The following is a 15897-nucleotide window of genomic DNA, read 5'->3' as shown; positions in this document are numbered from 1 at the left end:
CCACTGTTTCTCTACAATGGAGAAAAAACACAGGGACGTGTGAATAGTGCTGGTAATTTTACTGTCTTTAACTTTAGTCATCTGGATTTTGGCAACGATCGATGCCTTGATTGGCTTCAGGAAATTGGATTCTCTCGAGAGGGCTAAGGCGGGAAACCGAAAACCACTTCTCAGCGTCATCGTGGCCGCGAGGAATGAAGAAGAACATATTTCCCACAGCATCCGCACACAGCTGGCACAAACCTACAAAAATACCGAGTGGATCCTCGTCAATGACCGATCCGAGGATGGTACCGGCAGTGTGATGGAATTCCTGAAAAGCTTGGATTCTAGAATTAAAGTGGTTCATATCAAGAGTCTGCCAGAAGGGTGGCTCGGCAAGAACCACGCTCTCTATAAAGGCTTTCAGCTCGCGTCAGGCAGCCTGATCTTATTTACAGATGCTGATGTCATGTACCATCCCGAGGCTTTTTCTAAAGCGGTCGGTTATTTTGAGGAACATAGCCTCGATCATTTGACCGCCGCCCCGAACCTTAGTGCAAAGCCTTTCTGGCTGAAGGCCTTTGTTGCATTCTTCTTATTTGGCTTTTCCTATTACAAGAGACCATGGCTCGGCAATAATCCACGTTCAAAAACGGGAGTCGGGATCGGTGCATTCAATATGATCACCCGGTCGGCCTATGAAAAAGTCGGCACCCATGAATCTATAAAGATGCGGCCAGATGATGATCTGCAGCTGGGAATGATGGTAAAGCGCCTGGGTCTCAACCAGCGGATTGTCACGGCTATGACGCTCATTGAAGTCGAATGGTACCAAACCCTGGGTGGGGCTTTAGGCGGACTGGAGAAAAACACCTTCGCCGGCCTTCACTACAGGATCAGCATGGTGCTGTTTTCAGTGTTTGGTGTCTTTGTTTCTCAGGTCTTACCTTTCTTCACTGTTTTTTCGGGTAATCAAGCAGTAGCAATCCTCAGTGCTGTTAATCTCGTATTCCTGGCTTTTCTGTATATGTTGGTAACCAAGAAAATGACCCGATTTTCACCATGGCTGTTCCTTGTCCTGCCCTTTACGGCCCTGCTGTTCATTTTCTCCATCCTGAGAGCAAGCTATCTGACTATTAAAAGAGGTGGAATCATCTGGCGCGGAACGAAATATACGCTTGCGGAATTAAGAAAAAACACATTGCGGTGAGTACAATTTTTCCTTTCCTCTTCAAGCCCTGTTATACTGAAGATATATTTTGGATAACGAAATAAAAGGAGGCTTCTGGATTGGAAAAGAAATTATTTTCCCCTTATAAAATCAAAGATTTAACCCTGAAAAACAGGATTGTCATGGCACCGATGTGCATGTATTCATGTGAAAAAGAAGACGGGATGGTCACAGACTTTCATATGACACACTACGTGAGCCGGGCAGTAGGCCAGGTTGGCCTGATCATCCTTGAAGCAACCGCGGTCACACCACAGGGCAGGATTTCGCATCAGGACCTGGGTATCTGGAGCGATGAGCATGTTCCCGGGCTGACAAAACTGACTGAACAAATCAAGCAGAATGGCGCCGCAGCTGGTATCCAATTGGCACATGCCGGCCGAAAAGCAGCATTGCGTGATGAAATCATCGCCCCTTCTGCGATCGCTTTTGATGAAAAATATAAAGAACCAAAGGCCATGACGGTTGAAGAAATCAAGGAAACTGTCGAGGCATTCAGGAAGGCTGCTGAAAGGGCTAAGCGTGCAGGCTTCGATGTGATTGAAATTCATGCGGCACATGGGTATTTGATCAACCAGTTCCTCTCCCCGCTTACAAACAAACGGGAAGATGAATACGGCGGCACTGACGAGAACCGTTTCCGCTTCCTCAAAGAAACCCTTGAAGAGGTAAAATCAGTGTGGGATGGCCCTCTGCTTGTCCGTGTTTCTGCATGCGACTATCATGAAGATGGCCTGACTGCCGATGATTACGTAAAAATTGGTGCATCGATGAAAGAACTTGGAGTTGATTTGATTGATGTAAGCTCCGGAGCGGTTGTGCCAGCAAGGATCCACGCCTATCCAGGCTATCAGGTAAAGTATGCTGAAAAAATCAAACATGGAGCCAATGTGGCTACTGGAGCTGTAGGATTGATCACCACCGGTATCCAGGCTGAAGAAATCCTGCAGAATGATCGCTCCGATCTGATTTTCATTGCCCGCGAACTGCTGCGCGATCCATACTGGCCAAGAACTGCAGCCAAAGAGCTTAGAACAAGCATTGAATCACCTAAGCAATATGAACGAGGATGGATGTTTTAAGCTAAAACTAAAATGATCTTTGTTCCTAAAGAGGCATCCAGTGTATTACGCTGGATGCCTCTTTTTGACCTCCTGTACCTTGAAATGACTTTAATATGAATGACGGACACTTTCTGGCGCTTTTCCTGAATTTCTGTCCGTCATGACCTTGATGACGCACACTTTCTTGCAGTTTTCCTGAATTTCTGTCCGTCATGACCTTGATGACGGACACTTTCTTGCACTTTTCCTGAATTTCTGTCCGTCATGACCTTGATGACGGACACTTTCTTGCACTTTTCCTGAATTTCTGTCCGTCATGACCTTGATGACGGACACTTTCTTGCGCTTTTCCTGAATTTCTGTCCGTCATGACCTTGATGACGGACACTTTCTTGCGCTTTTCATGAATTTCTGTCCGTCATGACCTTGATGACGGACACTTTCTTGCGCTTTTCGCGAATTTCTGTCCGTCATATGTCTAAGATCCTAACCAAATCCAGTAACACCATAGAAAAAGAGGCTGTCATTTATACAGCCTCTTTTTCTATGAATTCATTTATTTAACAGACTTTTTTCAGTAAAATCCTGCGGTACATATTCCCGAACATGACTCCTTCATCAGAAATCAGCCTGACTCTAGCTTTTTCCGTTTGGCAGGCTTCCTCAAAAGATACGCCGATGTCCGTACCAAGCAGCATGATCACATGCCTGAAGGCTTTTTTGGCAAATGAAAGTCCTTTCCCCGGCTCGGCAAATTTATCGAATATCAAGACAAGGCCATCTTTTCGGCATACTCTTACCATCTCGGCAAACGACCTTTTGTGGTCAGGGACGACTGATAAGATTAAACTTCCAACAACATAATCAAAGGTGTCATCGGCGAAGTCAAGCTGCTGAGCATCCATTGTCAAAAAAGTAATCTTTGAGCCTTGGAATTTATCCTTTGCTTTCTGAAGCATATCCTCTGAATAATCGATTGCGGTAATATCCAATTGTTCATAAGGCAATCTCTCAATATCTGCCCCGGTGCCTGCACCAACGAACAGTACCTTGTCTCCGGGACGGAAGTGGATTCCTTTGAACAGTGTGTCTCTTACCCTGAAGAATGGACCAGCATTAAAAATCCCGTCATAAATCGGTGCCGCAGCTTTGTAAATGATCTTATTCCAAGAATTGTTCATAGCATCCACTCCAACCTGAATGATAAATGCGACTTCTATTTATCTTTGACTCTTAAAAGTCTCAACCCGTTGAGTGTTACAATCAGCGTTGCGCCCATGTCGGCGAATATCGCGATCCACAAGGTAAGCCAACCTGGGATGACCAGCAGCAGAGCGAGCAATTTCACGCCAATCGAGAAAGCGATGTTCTGCTTGATGATCGTCAGTGTCTTTCGGCTTAATTTCATCGTGAAGGGCAGCTTTTTCAAGTCATCGGCCATCAACGCAATATCGGCCGTTTCGAGTGCTGTATCGGTCCCAGCCCCGCCCATCGCGATACCAACAGTAGCCGCGGCAAGTGCAGGCGCATCGTTGATTCCATCGCCGACCATTGCGACTTTTCCATGATCTTTCTGTAAAGACTTAATGAATGACAGCTTATCCTCTGGCAGCAGATCGGATTCAATATCCGACACGCCCGCCTGGCTGCCAATTGCCTGTGCTGTCCCTCTATTGTCCCCTGTCAGCATGATCGTCTTTTCAATCCCCAACTCATGGAGACGGGCAACTACTTCCCTGCTTGTTTCCCGTACCTCATCGGCGACTGCGATGAGACCAAGCAAGCGGGATTCTGTACCAACCACCATCACTGTCTTGCCTTCCGCTTGCAGATCGGCAATTTTTTCAGAAGCGGAGAATGGAATTTTGCCAGCAATTATTTCTTCAAGATAGTTAGGGCTGCCGATATGGTACACAACTCCGTCGATCACACCTTTTAGACCTTTACCAGTTACCGACGTGAATGCTTCGACCTGCTTCTCCCTGAATGATGCCCCAACCGTTTCTGCTTTGCGGACAATCGCAGAAGCTAGCGGATGCTGTGACTTGTTTTCCAGAGCGGCAACTTTAGAAAGGAGTTCCGTTTCATCTGCATTGGTCAGCAGCACGAAATCGGTCACTTCCGGGACACCCTTAGTCAGCGTCCCGGTTTTATCAAATGCCACCGCTTTAAGCATGCCCATCTCTTCCAGATGGACTCCACCCTTAACAAGTACACCATTTTTGGCAGCGTTGCCGATTGCGGTCACGATGGACACCGGCGTTGAAATCACGAGTGCGCAGGGGCAGCCGACAACAAGGACAGCTAATCCCTGATAAATCCATTCACTCCAGTCGCCGCTGAACAAGAGCGGAGGTATAATCGCCACCAGGAAGGCAACCAGGATGATCATCGGAGTGTAATACTTAGCAAATCGGTCTACGAAAGCCTGAGATGGCGCCTTTTCTGCCTGAGCCTCCTCGACAAGGTGGATGATTTTAGCGATTGTACTATCATCGACCAATTTGGTTACTCTGACCTCAATCATTCCTTCACCATTTATCGATCCAGCATAAACTTCATTTCCAACATTTTTCTCAGCAGGGACAGACTCACCGGTGATTGCCGACTGATTAACAGACGAGAAGCCAGCAACCACTTCTCCATCCATGGCAATCTTCTCGCCTGGTTTGACAATCATAATGTCACCGACTTCTATCTCATTTACATGAATACTGTATTCTCTTCCATTGCGCCGGACCAATGCTTCCTTCGGTGCAATATTCATCAACGAGCGGATCGAAGCTCTTGCCTTATCCATCGAATATCTTTCAAGGACTTCGCTGATCGCAAACAAAATGACAACGACAGCGCCTTCGCTCCATTCGCCAATAATCGCCGCGCCGATGATGGCGACAGTCATCAGGGCCCTCATGTCAAAATCAAGTTTTAACAGATTCTTTATCCCGCTTTTGAATAGCGTGTAGCCGCCAATAAAAATGGCTCCCAAGAATAATAGAATCGCAGGCATTGATTTTTCACCATACGTCCCTTGAAAATAATAGGCTGCAATGATCATTGCCAAACTGAGCAGCAAATTCGCGTTTTCCTGCCAGAATGGTTTCTTTTTTCCAACAGGTGCATCGGCTTTATCGGGATATAGCCTGAGGTTCTCGAACGCACCCGCCTGCTCCAGCTCTTCAATCGTTGTATTCCCGTATACAGTCAGCTTCGAGGCGCCAAAATTAACCTTTGCATCAAAAACACCATCCAGGTGCTTTACGTTCTTTTCGAACTTACCGGCACAGCTTGCTCAGGTGAAGCCCTGTACCCGGTATATTGTTTTTTCTCCTGTCTGAACTGCTTCAGTCACAATGCTCCATCTCCTTTTGGTGTTCAAACGCCATTTGAATCATTTGCTTCACATGGTCATCCACCAGAGAATAATAAACAAGCTTCCCTTCCTTGCGGTATTTGGCAAGACCCAGGTTCTTCAGCGTACGGAGATGGTGGGATGCGGTAGCAGTTGAAGCATTCGCAATCGCAGCAACATCACAAACACAAAGTTCATCCCCCACAAAAAGCGAATAGGCGATCTTGATTCTCGTTTCATCGGATAAAGCTTTAAAAATTTTTGCGGCATCCGCAGTATTTTGTTCCTTTAACTTCTCAGCAACCGCCTCAACCTTATCACTGTGGACACAGTTGACCTGACAGACATCCTGCTCCTTCAATTTATCTTCCACCTCATTCAAATCATCATTTGAATATATCATATTCAAACCACCGTTTGAATGTCAATAAAAAAACCAGGATTTTCTCCTGGTTTTAAAGATTAGGCTATTTTTTCCTCCTGGCGGTCAGCAACCTTTTTAAAATAAAATCCTAATTTTACGAGACCAACCGCGATCAGGGAAAAGATCATATTATAGAAAACCGCGAATATCGCAAGATCCACCACTTCAAAAATGACAGCATACAGTACCCCAACAATCCCGAATAAGGAAATAGTGATCAGGAAATGCATCCTCGGCAGGAGAAAAGTGATGATCCCGCTAAATAACATGACCAGTGAACCCATAATAAAAAAATGAAGACCGAATAAAAGTAAGAATTCCAAGAGTACTCCCCCAGTTTCGTGTAGACAGAATGGATGGAAATTGTTCCATCACCTTCCATTTCCCTCAGAGTCATTTTTTAAACAGTATTAAATCCGGTCATCCCATATTCGATTCAGGAGTGTGCTTTCACTTGAAACAACCAGTTCAAAAACATCTGGATTGGTCATTTCCATCAGGCAATCGTATCCGAAACTTTCATTGAAATACCTCATGAGTAATGTGGTCATGTTTCCGTGGCTGACAAGGAGGATATGATCATCATCCGAACATAGTAAGTCTTCAATCAGGGATTTAGCCCGTTTCATCGCGGCAGAAGTAGACTCTCCACCCTCAAATACAAGCTCGAAGTCTTCGAAGGTTTGTTTCAGCTTTTCTCGCCAGTCTTCCAGATTCACTGTGCTTAGCACTCTCTCACCAAGTCTTTCATCCTCAAGAACTTCTATTCCCTTGGAATTGGACAGAGGTTTGATTGTATCGACCGCTCTTTTAAATGGACTCGAATAGATGACATCTACTTCCTTGTGTTTGAAAAAGTCAACCAGTGCAAGCGCCTGCTTCCGGCCATGTTCGGTCAGTGGCGAGTCTACCGGCTGTCCTTCAGCACTCGCATGACGTACAAGATAGATCGTTTTCAATCGTCACACCCCTTTATTCAGTCATGATCATACGGAATCGTGATTTCCAAGAAGTCCTCTGATATGACGGTGTTGGCAAAAATCGTTTTGGCTTCAGCTTCTAGCTGCTGCCAGTCATTGCGGTCATATCTTGAACTAATATGGGTAAGGCACAGCTTTTTCGCTCCAGCATGCAAGGCTGTTTCTGCTGCCTGCAATGTAGTCGAATGGAAATACTCATGTGCAAGCGCCTCTTCACCTGCTGAAAAAGTGGACTCATGGATGAGCAAGTCCGCATCCTGGGCAAGCAGTTGAGCATTTTTGCATATTCTTGTGTCTCCTAAAATGGAAATGATCCGGCCTTTCTGCGGCGGACCGACAAATACAGCAGGGTCAATCACCGTACCGTTGTCCAATATGACCTCTTCGCCATTTTTGATTTTCCTGTAATCAGGGCCCGGTTTTACACCTGCAGCTTGAAGCTTGTCTGCAAGGAGTGTACCCTGTCGGTCCTTTTCAGTAATTCTATACCCATATGAAGGAATTCCATGCTCAAGCAGCCTTGCTTCCACAATAAACTGATCATCCTCGAATATGATTCCTTCATCCAATTCGACAATCTCGATTGGATACTTCAAATAAGATTTGCTGACCTTTAAGGATACTTCAATATATTCTTTGATCCCCGGCGGTCCATATACCGAAACCAATGAGTCCCCGCCCTGGAACGAACGGCTGGACAGCAAGCCTGGCAAGCCATAGATATGATCACCGTGCAAATGGGTGATAAAAATTTTCTCGATTCTTCTCGGCTTTATGCTTGTATGTAAAATCTGGTGCTGGGTTGCTTCCCCGCAGTCAAAAAGCCAGACAGCTCCCCGTTCCTCGAGCAACTTCAGGGCAATTGAAGTCACATTCCTTAATTTTGCGGGAACACCCGCACCTGTCCCCAGAAAAAAAACATCCATAAACCTGATATCCTCCTGTCCATACGCCTGCAAGCGTACCCGCTTTCATTATTCCTTTCAATATATCATATGTTTCAGCTTCCTTCTAAACAGAACGTTGATTTAAACGAGAATGGGATAGTTCGATACAATTTGCAGAAACTAATTACAGGCCAAAAAAGTTGCTAATTGCTCTTCAAACAGATACAATTTTGTATTTGTAAAGTGTTTTTTATTCGCAGAGATTGTTGCTTTCCATTTTCCGGGCGAGAATGCGGAAAAGTAAACGGAAAGAGCCTTCTACATATTTCTAAATTCACATAAAAGAGAGGTTCTATATTGTGGCACACACCGAAAAACCAACAGCTTTAATCATGATCTTCGGGGCTACAGGAGACCTGGCAAACCGCAAACTGTTTCCTTCCCTTTACAATTTGTATGCAAAAGGGAAATTGGACAAGTTCGCGGTCGTTGGAGTTGCCCGTCGTTCACTGACAAATGAGGAATTCCAGCTTAGGGTAAAAGAGTCTGTAACTGAACATGGCGAGGCAGAAGCGAATATTGATGAGTTCGTCTCCAAGTTTTATTATCACTCCCATGATGTTACGGATTCAAGCTCCTATATCGCTCTTGGCAAGCTGGCGGAGGATCTCGACGGACATTACGGACTTGATGGCAATAGAATTTTCTACCTGGCAATGGCACCTGAATTCTTCGGAACGATTGCTGAGCATTTAAAGAAAGATAACCTGACGAATGTTTCAGGTTTCAAAAGGCTTGTCATCGAGAAGCCATTCGGACATGACCTTGAATCGGCAAAGGTGCTGAACAAGCAAATCCGGACTGCTTTTTCCGAGGATGAGATCTACAGGATCGACCACTACCTCGGAAAGGAAATGGTTCAAAATATCGAGGTCATTCGTTTTGCGAACGCGATGTTCGAGCCACTCTGGAATAACCGCTACATTTCCAACATCCAGGTCACATCCAGCGAGACGCTTGGCGTGGAAGAACGCGGCCGCTATTACGAAAAAAGCGGTGCACTCCGGGACATGGTCCAGAATCATATGCTTCAGATGGTCTCATTGCTGGCGATGGAACCGCCTATCAAGCTGACAACGGATGAAATTCGTTCAGAAAAAGTAAGAGTATTCCGTGCACTCCGTCCAATCACGGGAGAGGCAGTGAACGACTATTTTGTCCGTGGCCAATATGGTAAAGGATCGATGAATGAAAAAGTTGTTCCTGCTTACCGTCAGGAGGAAATGGTTGACCCTGATTCCAATACGGAAACGTTCGTAGCAGGCAAGCTGATGATCGATAACTTCCGCTGGGCTGGAGTACCTTTCTATATCCGGACAGGTAAAAGAATGAAGGCGAAATCAACAAAAATCGTGATCCAATTCAAAGATATCCCTATGGATTTGTATTATAAGCCAGAAAAAACGGTCAATCCAAATCTGCTTGTGATCCATATCCAGCCTGAAGAAGGAATCACGCTCCATTTGAACGCCAAGAAATCCGGCCAGGGAACAGATGCTACACCTGTGAAACTGAATTACGCCAATAAAGGGATCGATGGCCTGAATACACCGGAAGCATATGAGAAGCTTCTGTATGATTCATTGCGCGGTGATGCAACAAACTTCACACATTGGGATGAAGTCGCTTTATCCTGGAGTTTCGTCGATAATATCTCTGAAGTATGGGAAAACACAAAAGAACCGTCCTTCCCGAACTATGAATCTGGCTCAATGGGTCCTGATGCAGCAGACAAGCTGCTCGAAAAAGATGGATTCTTCTGGTGGCCAATCACCGAAATCGATGTAGAAAATTGCTAATGCAAAAGGCCCGCCTGGTATATGGCGGGCCTTTTGTTTAACCTCCAAAAAAGAAATCAAGGATATTCGAGCCAGCAGATGCTTCTTTGTTATAGAACTCCGAATATCCGCATCTCCTGCAATACACAACCGTAAACTGGTTATTCTGGATATCAAACATCTTGGATAATCCCGTTCCAGTCATCGCAACATCCTTCTGGGCTGCGTCCGTGCTGCCACATTTAATGCACCCTTTTTCATTCATTGTCTTCCAACTCCCTTTTTGAACTATACTTCTTTTACGAATCTGCCAAAGATTGGTTTCACCTTTTCACATAAAAAAATCCTGAAAAGGAAAACTTATATTTGTCATATTAACTAAACAGAGGTGGAATGTATGGGGTGGTTTGGACACAGCAACAAGACATTCAGCTTTGCCATGTTTTCTGAGAGCCATCTTGCCATTTTAGCAATCTTCATATTTGTAAATACAGCGATTTTTTTAAACAGGAGGATTTTAAGTGATGAAAAGTGGCGGAAAGCTGAGCTGCTGACAGCATTCTCATTAATATTGATCGAGCTCTTCAATCATTACTGGATGTATAAACATGCTGTCTGGAAGCTAGGACGCTCCATGCCCCTGGAACTATGTAATATAGGACTCTTCCTCGCTATTGGTTTACTGTTGACGAGAAAGAAACTCTTTTTTGAGCTATTGTTTTTCATTGCCTTATTAGGTGCGACCCAGGCGATCATCACACCTGCTTTAACCTATGGCTTCCCTCATTTCCGCTTTTTTCACTTTTTCTATGCCCATATGATGATTGTATGGGTAACCCTTTATTTCACTCTGGCAAAGGGTTTTCACCCTACATTCGGTTCAGTTTTAAAGGTTATTCTCTTCATCAATCTGCTTCTGCCCGCGATCCTGTTCATTAACAAAACCGCTGACGGGAACTATTGGTTTTTGCGGCATAAACCTGATAGCCCTAGTTTCATGGATTTACTCGGTCCCTATCCATGGTATATTTTTTCCCTGGAAAGTTTGCTGGTCTTTTTAAGTCTCATGACTTGGCTCTGCTTGCGGTTATGGCTAAAAGGAGAGAAAAGGAATTCTTATTCTGAGACTTAAACATTCCTAGCATACAAAAAAAGAAGGCAATCTCATGCCTTCTAAAGGTTCCTTTTGATAAACTGCAGTGTGTTTTCAATAATAATCTGCTGATCATTGTCTAGAGTTGCAACATGGTAGCTTTCTTTTAAGGGATGAATTTCTTTTGTTTCAGAGCTGATATTTTCATAAATGGTTTTTGAATTATCCGGCGGCACCACATGGTCTTCGTCCGAAACAAAGATCAGCGCTGGGCAAGATATTTTCGGCAGGTCCTCTTTCACTTCTTTCATGAAGGTTAAAATTTCTTTTACAGATTGGACCGGCGTTTTTTCATAAGCTAATTCCGTTACTCCCGGTTTTTTTATATCGGATCCAATTGCATCCAAAAACCTGGTTCCTTCTAATTGGCGGACAGGCTCCATTGCCGGGATATCAACAGCGGCATTGATCAGGACAATCCCCCGGATTTCCGGATACTTTTCAGCCATGTATAAAGTCAGCGTACCGCCCATTGACAGGCCTGTCACAAAAATCGTATCACATCTTTCTTTTAACCACTGAAATCCCTCTTCAACAGAAGCAATCCAATCATGATAAGAGCTTTGTTCCATGTCTTCATAATGGGTACCATGACCCTTCAAGCGGGGACCACAAACTGTATATCCTGCTTCAGCATACGCCTCCCCAAGAGGCCTCATACTCTGCGTAGAGCCGGTAAACCCATGCGATACAAGAATGCCAACCCTATTTCCTTCAAAATAGAAAGGTTCAGCTCCCTCAAGAACTGGGTAACGATCTGTCATACCATTCCCTCCAATCAAATGATCTACTTAAAAAGATTTCGACTCAACTTGTGGCAAACCCTTCCTTTCGTACGAAAAATACCTTTATTTTCAATAAAAAACAGCGGATTCAAAATCCGCTGTTACTTTGTCTTATTCCATCCACTCGGTGTGGAAGATTCCTTCTTTGTCAATGCGCTGATAGGTGTGGGCGCCGAAATAATCGCGCTGTGCCTGAATCAGGTTGGCTGGCAGTGTTTCTGTCCGGTAGCTGTCGAAGTAGGAAAGAGCAGCTGAGAAGCTTGGGACAGGAATTCCGTTAAGGACAGCAGCTGAGATGATTTCCCGCAATGACTGCTGATAGCTGTCTGTGATTTCCTTGAAATAAGGATCAAGCAGCAAATTCTTCAATTCAGGGTCGCGGTCATACGCTTCCTTGATCTTCTGGAGGAACTGGGCCCTGATAATGCAGCCTCCGCGGAAAATCATCGCGATCTCCCCGTAGTTCAGGTTCCAGTCATATTCTTCTGATGCCGCTCTCATCTGAGCGAAGCCCTGTGCATAAGAACAAATTTTGCTCAAATACAGCGCCTTTCGAATCGATTCAATGAATCCCTTTTTGTCGCCATCAAATGGTTTCGCTTCTGGTCCGGAAAGTACCTTGCTTGCCTCAACTCGCTCCTGCTTCATTGCCGATATGAAACGTGCGAAAACGGATTCCGTAATGATAGGCAGCGGAACTCCAAGGTCCAGCGCACTCTGGCTTGTCCATTTTCCAGTTCCTTTTTGTCCAGCGGTATCAAGGATCACGTCGACAAGCGGTTTGCCTGTTTCATCGTCCTTCTTTGTGAAAATATCCGCTGTGATTTCGATCAAATAGCTGTCAAGCTCACCCTTGTTCCATTCTGCAAACACTTCATGCAGCTCTTCAGCACTCAAGCCAAGGACATGCTTCAGCATGAAGTAAGATTCAGCGATCAGCTGCATGTCGCCATACTCGATGCCATTGTGGACCATTTTTACATAATGGCCCGCTCCATCTGGACCAATATATGTGGTGCACGCGTCCCCATTGACTTTAGCGGCAATATCCTGGAAGATCGGCGCAACCAGGTCATATGCCTCCTTTTGTCCGCCTGGCATGATGGAAGGTCCGTGCAATGCGCCTTCCTCCCCGCCGGATACACCAGTGCCGATGAAGTGTAATCCAAGCTCACTCAGTTCCTTGTTCCGACGCTGTGTATCGGCAAAATATGTATTTCCGCCGTCGATGATGATATCGCCCTTTTCTAGATGTGGCTTCAATTGCTCGATTGTCGCATCGGTCGCAGCCCCGGCCTTTACCATCAGCAAGATTTTCCGTGGTTTTTCAAGCGATTGGACAAATTCTTCGATTGAAAACGTTCCATGGATGTTCTTGCCTTCCGTTTCGGCGAGCATTTCATCCGTCTTTTCTCTAGAACGATTATAGACAGAAACAGAATAGCCACGGCTTTCAATATTCATCGCAAGGTTTTTACCCATAACAGCGAGGCCAATGACTCCGATTTGCTGTTTTGACATAATTCCAACTTCCTTCCTTTTTCATAACTGGTTTTTAAAAACTTACAAACTAATGTAACAATGAATCCAGGTGGGTGCAAACAATAGGGTTCATCCCTCTTTATTTTGACTTAACCCCTGGAAGCTAAACAACTTTAAGAGTCTTTTTTCTCGTTATTGCCATTTCTTTTGCGATCCTGAAGGAAATCCTTATTAAAGCTTGTACCTGCTCCGGGGTTTTCCCTTGAAGAATGCTTCTTCACCTGTAAACCAGCGCTTTCGATGATACCTTTGCCGTATTTTTCACGCAGCTGGCCCATCGTATTGATCAAAGGCTCTTTTTTTGCATCCTGTTCGTAGGAAAACAAGTCGAGCTGTTTGACAGCTTTATCTGCCTCTAACAGATCTGTTCCAGTGATTCCGAGCAAGCGGACAGGATCACCGTTCCAATGTTTTAAAAATAAAGCTTTTGCCGCAGTAGCAATATCGTCTTTCTTGGAAACAGGATTCTGGAGCTTTTGGCTTCTTGTGATCGTTTTTCTGTCCTTGAACCGGATCATGATGCTAATGGTGGTTGCGACAGCTTCCTTTCTCTTCATCCTGGCAGCTACCTGCTCTGATAAGCGATCAAGAACCTTCAGAAGTTCATGCTGATTCGAAAGATCTCTCGGCAGGGTTGTCGAATTGCCGATACTCTTGAAGTCATAGACCGATTCGGGATCCACCACTCTATTGTCCTGACCGTTGGCTCTTTCTTTCAGCTTCAGGCCATTAATCCCTAACAGGGCTTTCAATTGGATATCATTTGCTTTTGCCAGGTCGCCAATAGATTGAATGCCGATACTTTTTAGTTTATCCGCGGTTTTCGTTCCTACTCCATGCATCTCTCCAGCTGCGAGCGGCCATAGAACCCTGGGAATATCCCGCTTTCTTAAAATCGTGATCCCCAATGGTTTTTTCATATCGGAGGCTGTTTTCGCCAGGAATTTATTAGGGGCAATTCCAATGCTGCAAGGCAAATCAAGCTGCTCGAGGATCCGTTTCTGAATGCTCTCAGCTATTTCCAATGGTGCCCCAAGTTCAGCACAATCCGTAATATCCATATACCCTTCATCAATGGAAACAGGTTCCACCAGCTCGGTATATTGGCGTAAGATATCGAACATGGCACCGGATGCAGCCCGGTACCTGTCAAAATTCGGTGTTTTTATGATTAACTCCGGGCAAAGCTTTTTTGCTTCCCACAACGGCATCGTTGTCTTGACACCGAACTTTCTTGCTTCATAGCTGCAAGTTACAATGATTCCACGCCGTTCCTCAGGGTTCCCTGCAATAGCAAGGGGTTTTCCCTTCAATTCAGAATCATAAGCCATTTCTACGGAAGCATAGAAACTGTTCATATCAACATGTAAAATGACTCTGCCCTTTTTTGGATACATCTCTTTCATGTCAGCCACTTCCCAAATATACGTTCCCTTCTAGTTTATCAAAAATAACCGACTTATACGTAATCGAAGTTTGGAAGATAAATTTGAATTTTATGTGAAGAAAACATGGAAAAGGTTAAAGGTTCCGCTCAGAAACCCGATAAAATCAATAAATAGATATACATAGACGGGGGAATTTTTATGCAGCATTGGTCCATTGGCAGAAAGTATGCAAGCGTTTTCGCATTTATTATGGTCATTTTCCTGGGCAGTTTTATTTATTTGTCCATTGTTTTGGGCAACCTTCAAGATGCGATCGACCTGGCAGAGGAGAAGAGTGACTACGCGATCATGATCAGTGAGATGGGAGCTACTTTTCGCCAGAAATACATCATTATCACTGACTACATAACCGAACCAAAACCTGAGCTTCTTACACTATATAAAAAAGAAGCGGAACAGTTTGATGCTTCGGCTGAAAAACTGAAAGCAAATGTGAAAACAGAAGAAGCTCAAACCCTATTCGAGGCAATCGTCAAAACAGATAAGTATATGGACGACATCTGGGCTGATGAGATATTAAAGACAGTGGATGAATTCAAGCAAAATGGAGAACAGGTTGATATTTTCACCCAAATCAGTCTTGCGAACAAAGCAGAAACCATCAGGGATATGAATATCGAGAAATTAAACCAGTTACAGACGGTGATCCTGGATGACAGGAGCAAAATCATGAATGAAAACCATTCTTCAATTGCTTCCATGATCCGTAACACTTTCATTCTGATCATCACCGCCTTTATCATCTCTTCTGTGGCAATGTACTTTGTCTCCCGCAGCATCAGCAAAAATCTTAAGGATGTGGTTGCTTACTGCAAGAAACTCGCAGCCGGTGAACTGAATGTAAAAGCGTTGCAGGCAAAAAGCAAGGACGAAGTCGGTCAAATCATCCAGGCAATGAATCAATTATCCGGAAACCTTAAAGCTTCTATTTCCAGCATTCTTGCGTCATCTGACCAGGTTACTGAAATGTCACGGAATCTAAAGGAAAATGCAGAAGCTACCACAGAAGCAAATAATGAGATCACGACATCAATCATGCAAGTTGCCTCTGCCTCAGATGAACAGGTGAAGATTTCAGAACGCACCAATGAAGCAGTCGAAAATGTGTCTTCTCAATTAATTAAAGTTACTGGTTCCATGCATGAAACCCTGCAAACCACTACAAACACGAAGCAAAAGATTGAGCAGGGAAAACTATATGCCATCAATGT

Annotated in this window: 14 protein-coding genes and 1 pseudogene; 5 read left to right on the top strand and 10 right to left on the bottom strand. The window is 44.6% G+C overall.

Annotated features, from left to right (window positions below; all coding sequences use genetic code 11):
* Positions 1-46: 46 nt before the first annotated feature.
* Both J7E38_RS01290 and namA read left to right on the top strand, forming a co-directional pair.
* On the top strand, positions 47-1192 hold the full coding sequence (locus J7E38_RS01290) for a glycosyltransferase family 2 protein (protein WP_214704387.1): 1146 nt from the start codon (positions 47-49) through the stop codon (positions 1190-1192).
* Positions 1193-1272: 80 nt separating this feature from the next.
* On the top strand, positions 1273-2295 hold the full coding sequence (gene namA, locus J7E38_RS01285; protein WP_214704388.1) for an NADPH dehydrogenase NamA: 1023 nt from the start codon (positions 1273-1275) through the stop codon (positions 2293-2295).
* 542 nt (positions 2296-2837) lie between these two features.
* Here the strand turns inward: namA and J7E38_RS01280 are convergent.
* From J7E38_RS01280 to rnz, 6 genes are all read right to left on the bottom strand, one after another.
* A complete protein-coding gene (locus J7E38_RS01280) occupies positions 2838-3458 on the bottom strand; it encodes a class I SAM-dependent methyltransferase (protein WP_214704389.1) in 621 nt (206 codons plus the stop codon).
* Between the two features lie 35 nt (positions 3459-3493).
* Positions 3494-5629 (bottom strand): heavy metal translocating P-type ATPase, encoded by a 2136-nt coding sequence (locus J7E38_RS01275; protein WP_353049927.1) that lies wholly within the window; start codon positions 5627-5629, stop codon positions 3494-3496.
* Positions 5622-5990 carry an ArsR/SmtB family transcription factor gene (locus J7E38_RS01270; protein ID WP_215038125.1) on the bottom strand — a complete coding sequence of 123 codons (369 nt, stop codon included), beginning with the start codon at positions 5988-5990 and terminating at the stop codon, positions 5622-5624. The genes J7E38_RS01275 and J7E38_RS01270 overlap by 8 nt, the downstream gene beginning before the upstream one ends.
* Positions 5991-6091: 101 nt before the next feature.
* Positions 6092-6376: a hypothetical protein gene (locus J7E38_RS01265; protein ID WP_214704391.1), complete on the bottom strand. Its 285-nt coding sequence runs from the start codon at positions 6374-6376 to the stop codon at positions 6092-6094.
* Between the two features lie 87 nt (positions 6377-6463).
* Positions 6464-7012, bottom strand: a complete 549-nt coding sequence (locus tag J7E38_RS01260) for a histidine phosphatase family protein (RefSeq protein WP_214704393.1) — start codon at positions 7010-7012, stop codon at positions 6464-6466.
* A gap of 17 nt (positions 7013-7029) precedes the next feature.
* The gene (gene rnz, locus J7E38_RS01255) at positions 7030-7959 is read right to left on the bottom strand and encodes a ribonuclease Z (protein WP_214704394.1); all 930 of its coding nucleotides are present in this window, start codon (positions 7957-7959) and stop codon (positions 7030-7032) included.
* 320 nt (positions 7960-8279) lie between these two features.
* Between rnz and zwf the strand changes: the two genes are divergently transcribed.
* A complete protein-coding gene (gene zwf / locus J7E38_RS01250) occupies positions 8280-9779 on the top strand; it encodes a glucose-6-phosphate dehydrogenase (protein WP_214704396.1) in 1500 nt (499 codons plus the stop codon).
* 37 nt (positions 9780-9816) lie between these two features.
* Here zwf and J7E38_RS01245 read toward each other — a convergent pair whose 3' ends face one another.
* Positions 9817-10023, bottom strand: coding sequence for a zinc ribbon domain-containing protein (locus J7E38_RS01245; protein WP_214704398.1), 207 nt, complete (start codon positions 10021-10023; stop codon positions 9817-9819).
* A 132-nt stretch (positions 10024-10155) separates the two neighbouring features.
* On the opposite strand from J7E38_RS01245, the gene J7E38_RS01240 reads away from it, so the two are divergent.
* Positions 10156-10890, top strand: a complete 735-nt coding sequence (locus J7E38_RS01240) for a YwaF family protein (protein ID WP_214704399.1) — start codon at positions 10156-10158, stop codon at positions 10888-10890.
* A 41-nt stretch (positions 10891-10931) separates the two neighbouring features.
* On the opposite strand, the gene J7E38_RS01235 is transcribed toward J7E38_RS01240, so the two are convergent.
* The 3 genes from J7E38_RS01235 to J7E38_RS01225 all read right to left on the bottom strand — a co-directional run bounded on the left by J7E38_RS01235 (position 10932) and on the right by J7E38_RS01225 (position 14644).
* Positions 10932-11675 (bottom strand): alpha/beta hydrolase, encoded by a 744-nt coding sequence (locus J7E38_RS01235; protein ID WP_214704400.1) that lies wholly within the window; start codon positions 11673-11675, stop codon positions 10932-10934.
* 132 nt (positions 11676-11807) lie between these two features.
* Positions 11808-13217 carry an NADP-dependent phosphogluconate dehydrogenase gene (gndA, locus tag J7E38_RS01230; protein WP_214704401.1) on the bottom strand — a complete coding sequence of 470 codons (1410 nt, stop codon included), beginning with the start codon at positions 13215-13217 and terminating at the stop codon, positions 11808-11810.
* Positions 13218-13351: 134 nt separating this feature from the next.
* A complete protein-coding gene (locus J7E38_RS01225; protein WP_214704402.1) occupies positions 13352-14644 on the bottom strand; it encodes a DNA polymerase IV in 1293 nt (430 codons plus the stop codon).
* 180 nt (positions 14645-14824) lie between these two features.
* Between J7E38_RS01225 and J7E38_RS24405 the strand changes: the two are divergent.
* Positions 14825-15595, top strand: a pseudogene (locus J7E38_RS24405) (HAMP domain-containing protein); the annotation flags it as partial.
* Positions 15596-15897: the final 302 nt, after the last annotated feature.

Origin of the sequence: Bacillus sp. ISL-35 (genome assembly GCF_018613355.1) — a bacterium.
Classification (GTDB): Bacteria; Bacillota; Bacilli; order Bacillales; family Cytobacillaceae; genus Mesobacillus.
The sequence above is the reverse complement of the archived record's forward strand: the minus strand, read 5'-3'. Positions and strand labels throughout refer to the sequence as shown.